11 protein-coding genes are annotated in these 12,944 nt (G+C 61.9%); 4 read left to right on the plus strand and 7 right to left on the minus strand.

The annotated features are described in order from the left end of the window. Positions 1-15: 15 nt before the first annotated feature. The gene (locus ACWF6P_RS26740; RefSeq protein ID WP_452623094.1) at positions 16-1,347 is read left to right on the plus strand and encodes an ABC transporter substrate-binding protein; all 1,332 of its coding nucleotides are present in this window, start codon (positions 16-18) and stop codon (positions 1,345-1,347) included. Positions 1,348-1,418: 71 nt separating this feature from the next. Here the strand turns inward: ACWF6P_RS26740 and ACWF6P_RS26745 are convergent, their stop codons facing one another. From ACWF6P_RS26745 to ACWF6P_RS26760, 4 genes are read right to left on the minus strand one after another with little or no spacing between them, the layout of a single operon-like run. Then, complete coding sequence (locus ACWF6P_RS26745) at positions 1,419-2,225, minus strand: ABC transporter ATP-binding protein (RefSeq protein WP_452623095.1); 807 nt, start codon at positions 2,223-2,225, stop codon at positions 1,419-1,421. Next, positions 2,222-3,250 carry an ABC transporter ATP-binding protein gene (locus ACWF6P_RS26750; protein ID WP_452623096.1) on the minus strand — a complete coding sequence of 343 codons (1,029 nt, stop codon included), beginning with the start codon at positions 3,248-3,250 and terminating at the stop codon, positions 2,222-2,224. The genes ACWF6P_RS26745 and ACWF6P_RS26750 overlap by 4 nt, the downstream gene beginning before the upstream one ends. Next, positions 3,243-4,232: a branched-chain amino acid ABC transporter permease gene (locus ACWF6P_RS26755; protein ID WP_003944088.1), complete on the minus strand. Its 990-nt coding sequence runs from the start codon at positions 4,230-4,232 to the stop codon at positions 3,243-3,245. Before ACWF6P_RS26755 ends, ACWF6P_RS26750 begins: the two co-directional genes overlap by 8 nt. Positions 4,233-4,237: 5 nt before the next feature. Further along, positions 4,238-5,557, minus strand: coding sequence for an ABC transporter permease subunit (locus ACWF6P_RS26760; RefSeq protein WP_452623122.1), 1,320 nt, complete (start codon positions 5,555-5,557; stop codon positions 4,238-4,240). Positions 5,558-5,860: 303 nt separating this feature from the next. On the opposite strand from ACWF6P_RS26760, the gene polA reads away from it, so the two are divergent. Further along, a complete protein-coding gene (polA, locus tag ACWF6P_RS26765) occupies positions 5,861-8,608 on the plus strand; it encodes a DNA polymerase I (protein WP_452623097.1) in 2,748 nt (915 codons plus the stop codon). A gap of 73 nt (positions 8,609-8,681) precedes the next feature. On the opposite strand, the gene trxA is transcribed toward polA, so the two are convergent. Beyond that, positions 8,682-9,053, minus strand: coding sequence for a thioredoxin (gene trxA / locus ACWF6P_RS26770; RefSeq protein WP_214890358.1), 372 nt, complete (start codon positions 9,051-9,053; stop codon positions 8,682-8,684). A 74-nt stretch (positions 9,054-9,127) separates the two neighbouring features. Continuing rightward, positions 9,128-10,123, minus strand: a complete 996-nt coding sequence (locus ACWF6P_RS26775) for a helix-turn-helix domain-containing protein (protein WP_378449765.1) — start codon at positions 10,121-10,123, stop codon at positions 9,128-9,130. Positions 10,124-10,336: 213 nt separating this feature from the next. Here ACWF6P_RS26775 and ACWF6P_RS26780 point away from each other — a divergent pair, with 213 nt between their 5' ends. Next, positions 10,337-11,266, plus strand: coding sequence for a DMT family transporter (locus tag ACWF6P_RS26780; RefSeq protein WP_452623098.1), 930 nt, complete (start codon positions 10,337-10,339; stop codon positions 11,264-11,266). Here ACWF6P_RS26780 and ACWF6P_RS26785 read toward each other — a convergent pair. Continuing rightward, positions 11,211-11,786 (minus strand): 2'-5' RNA ligase family protein, encoded by a 576-nt coding sequence (locus ACWF6P_RS26785; RefSeq protein ID WP_452623099.1) that lies wholly within the window; start codon positions 11,784-11,786, stop codon positions 11,211-11,213. The genes ACWF6P_RS26780 and ACWF6P_RS26785 overlap by 56 nt on opposite strands. Here ACWF6P_RS26785 and ACWF6P_RS26790 point away from each other — a divergent pair. Continuing rightward, positions 11,752-12,849, plus strand: a complete 1,098-nt coding sequence (locus ACWF6P_RS26790; protein WP_452623100.1) for an isocitrate/isopropylmalate dehydrogenase family protein — start codon at positions 11,752-11,754, stop codon at positions 12,847-12,849. The two genes, ACWF6P_RS26785 and ACWF6P_RS26790, sit on opposite strands and share 35 nt — an antisense overlap. The last annotated feature ends 95 nt before the right edge of the window (positions 12,850-12,944 follow it).

Raw genomic sequence — 12,944 nt, forward strand, 5'->3', positions numbered from 1 at the left:
TCTTAGGAGCGTGGGATGGCTAGACGAACACTTGTGCGTACTGCTGCAATTCTCGGCGCGGCATCACTGGCACTTGCAGGCTGTAGCTCGGACAAGTCGGATGACTCGTCGTCGAGTGGCTCTACGTCCGGCGCTTCCGCCGCGACGACATCCGTCACGACCGATTGCACCCCGGAGCAGGCCAAGGCCGGCGCCACCCCGTCCACGGAAGCGCTGCGCATCGGCACGCTACTTCCCGATACAGGCAGCTTGTCGTTCCTCGGGCCGCCGATGGTCGCGGGCACCCAGCTGGGAGTCAACGATGTCAATGCGGCCGGAGGCGTTCTCGGCCAACCGGTCCAGCTGATTCCCGGCGATTCGGGTGACACCACGACGGACACCGCCAACTCCACCGTCGATCGCGAATTGGCGGCAGGCACTCAGGTGATCGTCGGCGCCGCGTCGTCATCGGTCTCGCTCAAGGTGATCGACAAGGTCGCCAGCGCCGGCGTCGTGATGTTCTCGCCGGCCAACACCTCGGACCAGTTTGTCTGCTACCCCGACAAGGGCATGTACTTCCGCACCGCTCCGACGGACGTACTGCAGGCTCAGGCCGTCGCACAGCTCATTTCGGACGATGGTGGTCAGCGCGTAGCCATCATGGCCCTCAACGACCCGTACGGGACGGGTCTGGCCGACAACATCGAAAAGAATCTGATCGATTCGGGTGTCCCCTCCGATCAGATCGAGAAGATCATCTACGACCCGAACGCGCAGTCGTTCAACTCCGAGGTCGATCAGGTCAAGAACTTCAATCCGGATGCAGTTGCATTGGTGGGCTTCGAGGAGTCGGCGAAGATCATCACGCGAATGCACGAGGTGGGCATCGGCCCGTCGGACGGAATGGCGATGTACGGCGTCGACGGCAACATGGGAAATGCGCTCGGAGAATCCGTGGCGAAGCCGTTGCTCGACACGATGCAGGGAACGACGCCGCTGACGGATGTCGGAGCTGCCTTCCAAGATCGTCTGAAGGCAGTCAACCCGTCACTGATCGACTTCAACTACGCCGGAGAGTCGTACGACGCAGTGGTGATCTCGGCACTTGCTGCCGAGCAGGCGAAGTCGACGGCGGGCACGGACATCGCTGCGAACATCAACAGCGTCACCGAAGGCGGCACCAAGTGCACGTCCTACGTGGAGTGCCTGCCGTTGGTGAAGGCGGGAACCGACATCGACTACGACGGCATCACCGGCGAGTTGGACTTCAACGATTCGGGAGAGCCGTCCATCGGTTCGTACGGCAAGCTCAAGTTCGGCCCTGAGAACACGCTGACCACAGAAGGATTCGTGGTGGTGGGCAAGTAAGTCGTGGGCAAGTAAGCAGTCGACGAGAATGGGCCAGGGTCGCGAGACCCTGGCCCATTCTCATGTCGTGCCTACTTCTCTTTGCTCCCGGCGAGCGTTCCCAGATACAGCTCGATCACCTTGGGGTCGTTCATCAGATTGGCGCCGGTATCGGTGTACGCGTTCTTGCCCTGATCGAGCACGTAGCCGCGATCGCAGATCTGAAGGCAGCGGCGCGCGTTCTGCTCGACCATGATGACCGAGACACCCGCAGCATTGATCTTCTTGCAACGGATGAACACCTCGTCCTGGAACATCGGGGACAGGCCCGCGGACGGTTCGTCGAGGAGCAGGACCGACGGATCCATCATCAAAGCCCGGCCCATCGCGACCATCTGACGTTCGCCGCCCGAGAGTGCGCCGGCCTTCACCTTTCGTCGTTCACTCAGGAGTGGGAACAATTCACTCACGAAGGCAAATCGCTCCGCGAATGCCTTAGGGCGCAGATAAATTCCCATCTCGAGGTTTTCTTCGATAGTCAGAGCCTGAAAGACGTTCTGTGTCTGAGGGACGTACCCGACTCCCTTCTGCACGAGGACGTGAGCGGGCGCGGACGTGATGTCGTCCTCGCGGAGAGTGACCGACCCTTCGCGAACCGGTATCAAACCGAACAGTGACTTCAGGAGTGTCGACTTGCCTGCGCCGTTCGGTCCGATGATTCCGACGATCTCGCCCTCCTTCAGGAAGAAGTTGCACTCACGCAGGATGTTGACGCCGGGAATGTAGCCGGCGACGAGGCTGTCGGCGCGGAGCAGGGCACCTGCCGACAGTCGCTGATGCTCTTGCGCTGTCGCGGCGAACTCTGCGGGCGTGAGTGAACGTGCTTGGTTCTCGCTCATGGCTTCTCGTGCCTTCCGCGCGGTTCCTCGGGACTCGATTCCAGCGTCGCGGCGAGATCGGCCGGAAGGTTGTCGATGTCTGGTTCCGAGAGGTCACCGCCCGCCTCGAGGGTTTCGACCTCGGCTTCTGCCAGGGCGGCGGCCAGAACGGCCGTCTCGCCCACCGGATTTCCGTTGTCGTCGAACTCGAGGGCCTGGTCGTGGTGGCTGCCCAGATACGCGTCGACGACAGCTGTGTTGGACGAGAGTTCGTCCGGAGTGGACTCGGCGATGACGCTGCCCTGTGCCATGACCACCACCCAGTCGCTGATGTCTCGGATCACGTCCATGTCGTGCTCGACGAAGACGACCGTCATTCCGTCGTCGCGCAATGATTTGATGTGACCGAGCAGGCTTTGCGTCAGAGCGGGATTGACGCCTGCCATGGGTTCGTCGAGCATCACCACCGAGGGCGAGGTCATGAGTGCGCGAGCCATTTCGAGCAGTTTGCGCTGTCCGCCGGAGAGGGAACCGGCGAGGTCGTCAGCTTTCGTGTCGAGTTTGAAACGCGCGAGGAGTTCGTTGGCGCGCTCGGTGATCTCGCGTTCCTGGCTCTTCCAGATCCACGGGACAAGCGAGGCGAAGATGCGTTCACCTCGTTGACCGGTGGCGCCCAGGCGTACGTTGTCCAGCACCGTGAGTTTGGACAGCGCCTTGGTCAACTGGAACGTCCGTACCACTCCTTTCCTGGCTACCTGGTGGGGATACATGCGGCCCAGCGATTGACCGTCCATCGACCACGTACCGGTGTCCGGCCGGTCGAAGCCGGTGAGGAGGTTGAAGAGGGTGGTTTTCCCGGCGCCGTTGGGGCCGATCAGACCCGTGATGCACCCGCGTTGAATCTCGAGGTGGTCGACATCGACGGCTTTGAGGCCGCCGAACGTGCGCGAGACGTTGTCCGCGATCAGTACCGGGTCGGGTTTTGCCGATCCCGGAAGATGAGGAACGTCGCCAAAGATTTGTGCTCTGGTATCGGCGTCAAGCATTGAGTTGCACCTCCCGCTTGTTACCCAGTATTCCCTGCGGTCTGAAGACCATCAGAAGAGCGATCATCAATCCGAGCAACACGTATCTGGTGGCTCCGACCTGTTGTTCGGTCAGCGAGAGCAGCGGATTTTCGCCGGAGATCGCCTGACGCAACAAAGCGTCGGGAATGGCGAGGAGGAACCAGAACAGCATTGCGCCCACTACCGGGCCGAAAACCGTTGCCGCCCCGCCCAGAATCAGTGCGCCGAATGCAAAGAACGTCTGCGCGGTCGAGTAGAAGTCCGGGTTGATGGACTTGGTCTGGAGGGCGTTGAAAACACCGGCCAGACCACCGATCACGCCGCCGAGAACCAGAGCCTGCATCTTGTACACGAAGACGTTCTTGCCCAACGATCGTGCTGCATCCTCGTCTTCACGAACCGCCTTGAGGACACGCCCCCACGGGCTGTGCGTCAAGAGGTAGACAAATCCGCACAAGATCAGGACCAGGGTCCATCCGACGACCATCGACCAGAGGTCGTCTCCGTAGAACTTCACACCGAGAAACGAGTACTGCTTGGCCGAGTCGAATGGGCTCAGTGCGGTGAACGGATCTGCGAAACCGAACAGGCCGTTGGTGGAACCGGTCACCGAATCCGACGCCGTCGAGCGGAAGATCAGACGCAAGATCTCCGAAGCCGCAATGGTGACGATGGCGAGATAGTCGGCGCGCAGACGCAGCGTCGGGATACCGAGCACGAGTGCGAGGAGGCCGGCCGCGGTGAGTCCGACGAGGATACCGAGCCACAACGGTTGGTCGTAGGTCACGGTCATGATGCCGACGCCGTAGCCGCCGAGGAGGGCAAAACCGATCTGACCGAAGTTGAGCAGTCCGGCGTAGCCGAAGTGCAGGTTCAGCCCGATTGCGAGCAGTGCGTAGAAGATTGCCGACGGCCCGATCAACTGGGCGAAGGAAACCTGGAAAGCTCCCATGATGTCCATGTTCGTCACCCGATCCTTTGTCTGGATCCGAGGATGCCCTGGGGGCGAACCACGAGGATCACGATCAAGACGAGAAGTCCGCCGATGTATTTGAGGTCGGGGTTGATGATGAGTGTCGAGAGTTGGACCAGAAGTCCGACGATGACGCAGCCGAGTAGCGCCCCGTACGCCGTTCCCAGACCACCGAGGGTGATTCCGGCAAACATCAGCAGCAACAGTTTGAAGCCCATCTCCCACTGGACTCGTCCGCCGAGCTCGGAGATACCGAACAGCACACCGCCGAGTGCAGCCAATCCGCCGCCGAGGCCCCAGACGAACATGATCACGCGCTCGACGTTGATTCCCGACGAAGCGGCGAGGTCACGGTTGTCGGAGACGGCGCGCATGGCTTTTCCGATGCGAGTCCTCTGCAGAAGTAGTGCGACGCCGACCAGGACGACCAGACTGACGATCATGACTACGGCGTTCGCGTCGGTCAAAGCGATGGGGCCCCAGTTCTTCTCGACCTGGCCCTGGTAGTCGTCGAAGGGTTCTGCTCGATCGGAGAAGAAGATGAGGATCAGGTAGCGCAGGGAAATCGCGAGACCGATGGAGACCACCAGTTGTGCGATCAACCCGGTCTTGCGTTTACGTAGGGGCTTCCAGACGATTCCGTTGGTCAACAGTCCGATCCCGATACCGACGAAGATCGCGAGAACGGTGGCGGGAATCAGCGGAATGCCGAACGAGGTGTTGATCACCCAGGCAGCGACGGCACCGAGGGTGACCATCTCGCCGTGCGCGAAGTTCGTCAGGCCGGTCGTGCCGTAGATCAAACTCAGACCCACACCGGCGATCGCGATCACGAGACCGAACCGCAGACCGTCGACAGTCGTGCGGATGAGCTTCTCGCCGAAGCTGACATTCGAGGCGGTACGAACCTCGCCGAACGAGAAGATTACGGTGTTCGCGCGGCCGGCCACCACCTCGCGTTCGACAGTGGCTTGCACACTCACTCCGTCGGGGAGCGTGTCCGCAACGATCTCGAACGTGTAGGTGCCCGGTGCCACGGCCAACTCCCAACGACCGTTCGACGCCGACTCGCCGGTGGCGACCTCGGTGCCGGAGGAATCGAGCGCGCGCACCTTAACGCCCTCGAGCCGGGTGCCTCCGTTGTTGAGATTGCCGCTGACGGGGACGGCGTTGTCGGGAACCGGTTTTGCCGGTCCTGACGAGGTCGGCGGTGCAGGGGAGTTGGTCGGTGCAGGGGAGTTGGTCGGTTCCTGGGCCCCGGCGGTTCCGGCCAGGCTGAGTAATGCGAAGAACGTGAGTAACGCAAAGGCCAGTAGTCGGCTGAGTGTTGCGAGGGTATGCCGTTTCACTACGGGTGGGGCCACGTACGTCCTCCGAGCGGGTCGGGACTAGCGCGTCTGGACAAAGGTGCCACGCAGCGAAGGGCTTGATCCGTTGCTGCGATTTCCGGACTCTAACGGCTCTGTTCGCTTCAGATGGGGTTCTGAGATTTCCGGGATGTTTCGGTTCCGTATCGAAGGCCGCTGGCTGCATCAATTGTCCGATTCTTGTGCCTGTTCCTGCGTAAACAACGGCGAAGGCGTCGATGTCGGTCGCGATCCCTAGACTGATGAACCGTGAGCCCCGCAACCACAACTCGGTCCAGCACGTCCACCGCTTCAGCCGGCACCACAGGCAAGGCGGACGATCGCCCTCTTCTGATGCTTCTCGACGGGCATTCGTTGGCGTTTCGCGCCTTCTACGCGCTGCCCGCAGAGAACTTCAAGACACACAGTGGGCAGGCCACCAATGCGGTGTACGGCTTCACGTCGATGTTGATCAATCTTCTTCGCGACGAACAGCCGACCCACTTGGCTGCGGCCTTCGACGTGTCGCGTCAGACGTTTCGCGCCGACCTGTTCCCTGAATACAAGGCGCAGCGTGCGAAGGCTCCGGACGAATTCAAAGGCCAGATCGACATCACCAAGGACGTTCTCGGCGCGCTGGGAATCCCGGTCATGGCCGAGGAAGGTTTCGAAGCCGACGACGTGATTGCCACATTGACCACGCAGGCAGAGGCCCTCGGATACCGAGTTCTCGTCGTGACCGGCGACCGCGACTCGTTGCAGCTGGTGACAGACAACGTCACTGTGCTCTACCCGAAGAAGGGCGTCTCGGAGCTCACCCGATTCACGCCGACGGCCGTCGAGGAGAAGTACAGCCTCACCCCGTCGCAGTATCCGGATTTTGCTGCCCTGCGCGGCGACCCGAGTGACAACCTCCCCGGTATCCCCGGCGTCGGTGAGAAGACCGCCACCAAGTGGATCCGTGAGTACGGCGACCTGCAGGGTCTGGTCGACAACGTAGACAAGGTCCGCGGCAAGGTCGGCGACTCACTACGCGAGAACCTTGCAAACGTGCTGCTCAATCGCCAGCTGACCGAAATGGTTCGCGACGTTCCGTTGCCGTACACGCCCGAGCAGTTGGTGTTGGCTCCGTGGGACCGCGAGAAGATTCATGCGTTGTTCGACGATCTCGAGTTCAAGGTCCTCCGCGATCGACTGTTCGCGACCCTGTCGTCGTCCGAACCCGAAGCAGAAGAGGGCTTCGAGGTCAGCGGCGACGCACTCGCCCCGGGTGCGGTTGCCGCATGGCTCGACGCTCACGCGCGAACCGGTGATCGTCACGGCGTGACGGTGCTCGGAACCAGAACTCCGTTTGCCGGTGACGTCACTGCCCTCGCGATCGCGGCCTCCGACGGCGAATGCGCATACATCGCGGCATCGACGGCAACGCCGGAAGATGAAGCGGCTGTCGGTGATTGGCTTGCGGATGCATCCCAGCCGAAGGCGCTGCACGAAGCCAAGTGGGCGATCCACGCTCTGCGTGGGCGTGGTTGGACGCTCGGCGGACTGACCAGCGACACCGCTCTGGCCGCCTATCTCGTCCGGCCAGGTCAGCGCACCTTCAATCTCGATGATCTGTCGCTCCGCTACCTCAAGCGTGAACTGCGTGCCGAAACATCCGGCCAGGAACAGCTTTCACTTCTCGACGACACCGAACAGCTCGATGCCGAAGCGGCCGAGACCGCGATGCTCAGTGCTCAGGCCGTTCTCGACTTGGCGGCTGCGTTGGACACCGAGTTGGAGTCGATCGAGTCCAAGGCGCTCCTCTCCGACATGGAACTGCCGTTGACGATCGAGCTCGCGCAGATCGAGGCCACCGGCATCGCCGTCGACAGCGCGCATCTGCACGATCTTCAGAGCCGTTTCGCGTCCCAGGTCGCCGACGCCGCAAACTCCGCGTACGAGGTGATCGACAAGCAGATCAACCTGGGTTCGCCGAAGCAGCTTCAGGTGGTCTTGTTCGAAGAACTCGACATGCCCAAGACCAAGAAGACGAAAACGGGCTACACCACCGACGCCGAGGCGCTGCAGGGTCTGTTCGACAAGACGGGGCACCCGTTCCTCGAACACCTTCTCGCGCACCGTGATGCGACGCGTATGAAGGTGACCGTCGACGGTCTGCTCAAGGCCGTGGCCGAAGACGGTCGCATCCACACGACGTTCAACCAGACGGTTGCAGCGACCGGACGTCTGTCGTCGACCGATCCCAACCTGCAGAACATCCCGGTCCGCAACGATGCGGGGCGCGAGATCCGCGACGGATTTGTGGTCGGGCAGGGGTTCGATGTTCTGCTTACGGCCGATTACAGCCAGATCGAAATGCGCATCATGGCGCACGTGTCAGGTGACGAGGGACTGATCGAGGCATTCAACACCGGTGAGGATCTGCACAGCTTTGTCGGCTCACGCGCATTCGGAGTTCCGATCGAAGAGGTCACTCCTGAACTGCGTCGCCGGGTCAAGGCGATGTCCTACGGTCTGGCTTACGGACTGAGCGCTTACGGATTGGCTTCGCAGCTGAAGATTTCGACCGAAGAAGCGAAGCAGCAGATGGATGCGTACTTCGCTCGTTTCGGCGGTGTGCGGGATTACCTCCACGCCGTAGTCGAGCAAGCGCGTAAGGACGGTTACACCTCGACGCTCTACGGCCGTCGTCGGTATCTGCCCGATCTAAACAGTGACAACCGTCAGCGTCGTGAGGTGGCCGAACGTGCTGCCTTGAACGCGCCGATCCAGGGCACCGCGGCCGACATCATCAAGGTCGCGATGATCAACGTGCAGAAGGCTCTCGCCGACGCCGGATTGAAGTCGCGCATGCTGTTGCAGGTTCACGACGAATTGGTGCTCGAAGTGGTTGCCTCCGAGTTGGAGGAGGTCACTGCATTGGTCAGGGACAAGATGGCCACAGCCATCGAGTTGTCGGTACCGCTGGATGTTTCGGTGGGAACTGGTCGAAGCTGGGACAGCGCGGCTCACTGAGTCGGCAACAAAGGGCTGGCTACGAAAAAGGCTGGGCCGGAATCGCATTCGATTCCGGCCCAGCCTTCTTTCGCTACTCGGCAGAGGCAGTCTGCTCTGCGATCTGCTTGCGGACCTCGTCCATGTCGAGTGCCTTGACCTGAGTCACCAGCTCTTCGAGCTGAGCGGCGGGAAGTGCGCCGGCCTGGTTGAACACGAGAACGCCTTCACGGAAGGCCATGATCGTGGGGATGGAGCGGATGTTGGCGGCCGCTGCGATTCCCTGCTCGGCTTCGGTGTCCACCTTGGCGTGAACGACATCGCTGTGCTTCTCGGAGGAGGCTTCGAACGTCGGCGCGAACTGGCGGCACGGGCCGCACCAGGAAGCCCAGAAGTCCACGAGGACGACGTCGCTGCCGTTGATCGTTTCGTCGAAGTTCTGCTGGGTGAGTGTCTGGGTGGCCACAGGGGTCCTTTCCATTGTGCGGGCTGTTGGTGTGTGCAACGCCCCGGAACCGCTGATTCTTCCCTGAGTGGATTTCAGCTTGCGTTCTCGGTCGCCCGAAACGTCCGGCGGTACGCCTGGGGCGTGGTGCAACGCAGGCGAATGAAGTGCTGGCGAAGTACGGCGCCGCCGCCGAATCCGACGCGTTCTGCGATGACGTCGACGGAGAGGTCCGAATTCTCGAGTAGTTGCTGGGCGGCCAGTACTCGCTGATCGCTGAGCCAACGCGCGGGGGTAGTCCCTGTTTCCGCTTGGAAACGACGCGCAAAGGTGCGAGCGGACATGTTCGCTCGCGCTGCAACCATGCCGACAGTGAGGTCGACGGCGAGGTTCTCCGTCATCCAGTCGAGGAGCGGGGCAAGAGTTGCGCTCGGCGTCGAGGTGAGGGGAGTGGCGACGTACTGAGCCTGACCGCCGTCACGATGGGGCGGTACCACCATCCTTCTCGCGATGCCGTTGGCCACGCGAGAGCCCTGTTCCTTGCGGACGATGTGCAGGCACAGATCGATTCCTGCTGCGGTGCCGGCGCTGGTGAACACCGGATCTTCGTCCACGTACAGCACGTCCGGATCGACCTTGGCTTCCGGATACGTCTGGGCCAGCCTTTCGGCGTGACGCCAATGCGTCGTGCATCGCTTCCCGTCCAGCAGTCCCGCCGCCCCGAGGACAAACGCGCCGGTGCACAGGCTGGCCACCTTGGCGCCCCGGGCCACGGCCTCACGGAGCTTGATCAGCAGGGGATCGACACTCGAGTCGGGACTCGGCGAGCACATGTACGCGTCGCCTGCGTCGTAGGTGCCACCGGCGGAAACGACGATGAGATCGGCGTCATCGAGAGAGTCGAGGTTGTACGGAACATCGATGTTGTAGCCGAAGCGTGTTCGGATCGGGCCCGGAACTGCGGCGATCAGAGAGAAGTCGTACGTCGGGAGGCCGTCGTCGGATCGGTCGAAGCCGAATACTTCACATGCCACGCCGAGTTCGAACGCCTCGGTCATCGGCATCAGTGGGACCACCACTTTCGCGAGCATCTTTCGAGTGTGACAGAAAAACGGCAAAGTGGCAGAAAATCGACCAAGTCTGGCTTTTCTGCCACTATTGAAGGGTGCGGCCTTGCGTCAGGCTGGACACATGGCAATCATCGTCATCGCTCTCCTGGTCCTCCTGGTCCTGAACGTACTAGCTCTTGCCGGCCGTACGCCCGACACCCGTCACGACGTCAGTCCTCATGGAGACTTCACTCTGTGAGGGTGAGTCTGGTTTTTCAATACACCGCAGCTGCGGTGGTGTGGGGAGCCAGTTTCCTCTTCATGAAGATCGGGCTCGAGGGTTTGTCCTTCACGCAGGTAGTTCTGTGGCGCTTGGTCTTCGGCGCTCTCGCGCTTGTTCTCGTGTCAGCGGTGAGTCGGATCGGCATACCGAGGGACTTTCGCGTCTGGAAACACATGGCGTTTCTCGCAGCGACGCAATGCATCGTGCCGTGGCTGCTGTTCAGTTGGGCCGAGCAGAGCATGTCTTCCGGACTCGCGAGTATCTACAACGCCACCACGCCATTGATGACTATGGCTGTCTCGCTTGCCTTTCTGCCGGGTGAGACGCTGACGCGATACAAATCGCTGGGGTTACTGCTCGGATTCGCTGGAGTGCTGATCGTGTTGGCGCCGTGGAATCTCGGCGTCGGCGGAAGTCTCGGCTCTCAGATGGCCTGCCTGGGAGCGACTGCGTCGTACGGGATTTCGTTTGTCTACCTCAGACGCTTCGTGCTTCCGCTCGGGATCGACACCCGTACTATCGCGCTATTGCAGATCTGTATCGGTGCACTCGTGATGGTCCTCGCCTCTCCGGTCATCGCGAATACACCGATGCATCTGACGCCGGCAGTTGTCCTGTCGATGATCGCGCTGGGCGCGCTGGGGACTGGGCTCGCGTTCATCTGGAACACCAATGTGGTTCAAGGGTGGGGGCCGACTGCAGCGTCGACTGTCACCTACCTCAGCCCAGTAGTGGGCGTCGCGCTCGGGGCAATAGTGTTGAACGAGAGGATCGGCTGGAATCAGCCGGTTGGTGCACTCGCGGTGATCGCGGGAATCCTGGTGACCCGACGAGCAACCCGATCTGTCACAGTGGCGGCGTCAGTAACCATTCCGCCTTCTGTTCGCCGTCCCAGCGCCTGATCGCTCCACTGCGCCCGTGAATCACGTCGGTGCCGACCAAAGCGATGGCCTCACCCAGTCGTGCAGGTTCGACGCGCCGGGCGAGCGTCACATGCGGCGTCCACCCGCCGGGCTCGACGTGGGCGGGTAGCGCGTTCGAACCGACTGTTGCTTCGGCTATTTCTTGGTGCAGGTGAAGGAGCGCGCGCGAAGGAATGACCGAGCGGGCCAAGACCATCTGCTTGCCGCCGAATACGACGTAGCCACCCAGCCGGATCTCGAAGTCCGGGGCCGAGAAGCGTCGCTTCAACAGTTCGTCGATCTCCGCGGGGATCTCGCGGGCGACGAACAGCGTGATGTGCGGGCGGTTGGACGGGCTGTGATGGGAGGCCTGACTTGGGAATCCGGCGTCGGCGAGAAGCTGCCATTGCGCGCGGACTGCCGACTCACTCACCGGATCGAGGAGCAATTCCACCGACTGGACCATGGTGAGCAATGATTGCCTGATGGCAGGTGCGAGCGCAATCGGTACGCCGGCCATGCGGCTGGGACTCATGCACGGCGACGGAATCGGCCACGAAATCGTCCCGGCGACACGGCAGATCGTGGACGCGGCGTTGTCAGCGGTTCATGCGCCGCCCGTCGAGTGGGTCGAGCTTCCGCTCGGGAGCACGGCCATCGACAGCCACGGCACACCGATTCCCGACGAGACCGTCGATGCGTTGGAGCTGCTGCAGGGTTGGATTCTCGGACCCCACGACAGTGCGTCGTATCCGGAGAGGTTTCGCGGACAACTCACACCCGGCGGCGTCATCCGGAAGAAGTTCGAGTTGTTCGCGAACATTCGACCGGCAGCAGCGTTTCCCGGTGTCAAGGCGATGGTCCCCGACATGGATCTGGTGATCGTCCGCGAGAACACCGAAGGGTTGTACGCGGACCGGAACATGGCAGTCGGCAGCGGTGAATTCATGCCGACGCCCGACATCGCCTTGGCAGTCGGTGTGTTCACGCGCGCCGCGTGTGAACGGATCGCACGCACTGCCTTCGCGTTGGCGTCGCGTCGGCGCAATCACGTCACGATCGTCCACAAGGCCAACGTCCTCACGCTGACCACCGGCCTCTTCCGCGACGCCTGCCGAACCGTCGCCGCAGAGTTCCCACACGTCGTCGTCGACGACGAGCATGTCGACGCGATGGCGGCGCACCTGGTTCGACGCGGCGGCGACTTCGACGTCGTAGTGACCGAAAACATGTTCGGCGATATATTGTCCGATCTGGCGGGCGAGCTGTCCGGTTCACTCGGAACCGCGCCGTCGATCAACGCTTCCGAGACGCAGGTCATGGCTCAGGCCGCGCACGGTGCAGCACCCGACATCGCCGGGAAGAATCGCGCGAACCCAACGGCACTGTTCCTCTCGAGCGCGATGATGCTCGACTGGCTCGGCGATGCGCGTGGCGATCGGTTGTTGTCTGCGGCGGCAGGCCGGATTTCGGACGCCGTTCGCACGACCATCGCGTCGGGCATCGCCACCGCCGACCTCGGCGGTTTGGCATCGACCAGCGAATTTTCCGAAGTCGTGTACGCACACACTCTGCGTCGCTGATTCTTGTACGACAGGCCGGAATCTTGCGAAGTCGGCGACGGTGGAACTCCTGCCGTAACCTACCGTTCGACTGAATTTCGGATGGACGTTGCAAG

The sequence above is a fragment of the Rhodococcus sp. NPDC055024 genome (assembly GCF_053608585.1).

Bases quoted from the DNA above. Each gene is read 5' to 3' on its own strand.
- ACWF6P_RS26740 (WP_452623094.1), top strand. From the start codon at position 16: ATGGCTAGACGAACACTTGTGCGTACTGCTGCAATTCTCGGCGCGGCA.
- ACWF6P_RS26745 (WP_452623095.1), bottom strand. From the start codon at position 2,225: ATGAGCGAGAACCAAGCACGTTCACTCACGCCCGCAGAGTTCGCCGCG.
- ACWF6P_RS26750 (WP_452623096.1), bottom strand. From the start codon at position 3,250: ATGCTTGACGCCGATACCAGAGCACAAATCTTTGGCGACGTTCCTCAT.
- ACWF6P_RS26785 (WP_452623099.1), bottom strand. From the start codon at position 11,786: ATGGCCGGCGTACCGATTGCGCTCGCACCTGCCATCAGGCAATCATTG.
- ACWF6P_RS26755 (WP_003944088.1), bottom strand. From the start codon at position 4,232: ATGGACATCATGGGAGCTTTCCAGGTTTCCTTCGCCCAGTTGATCGGG.
- ACWF6P_RS26775 (WP_378449765.1), bottom strand. From the start codon at position 10,123: ATGCTCGCGAAAGTGGTGGTCCCACTGATGCCGATGACCGAGGCGTTC.
- ACWF6P_RS26790 (WP_452623100.1), top strand. From the start codon at position 11,752: ATGGCAGGTGCGAGCGCAATCGGTACGCCGGCCATGCGGCTGGGACTC.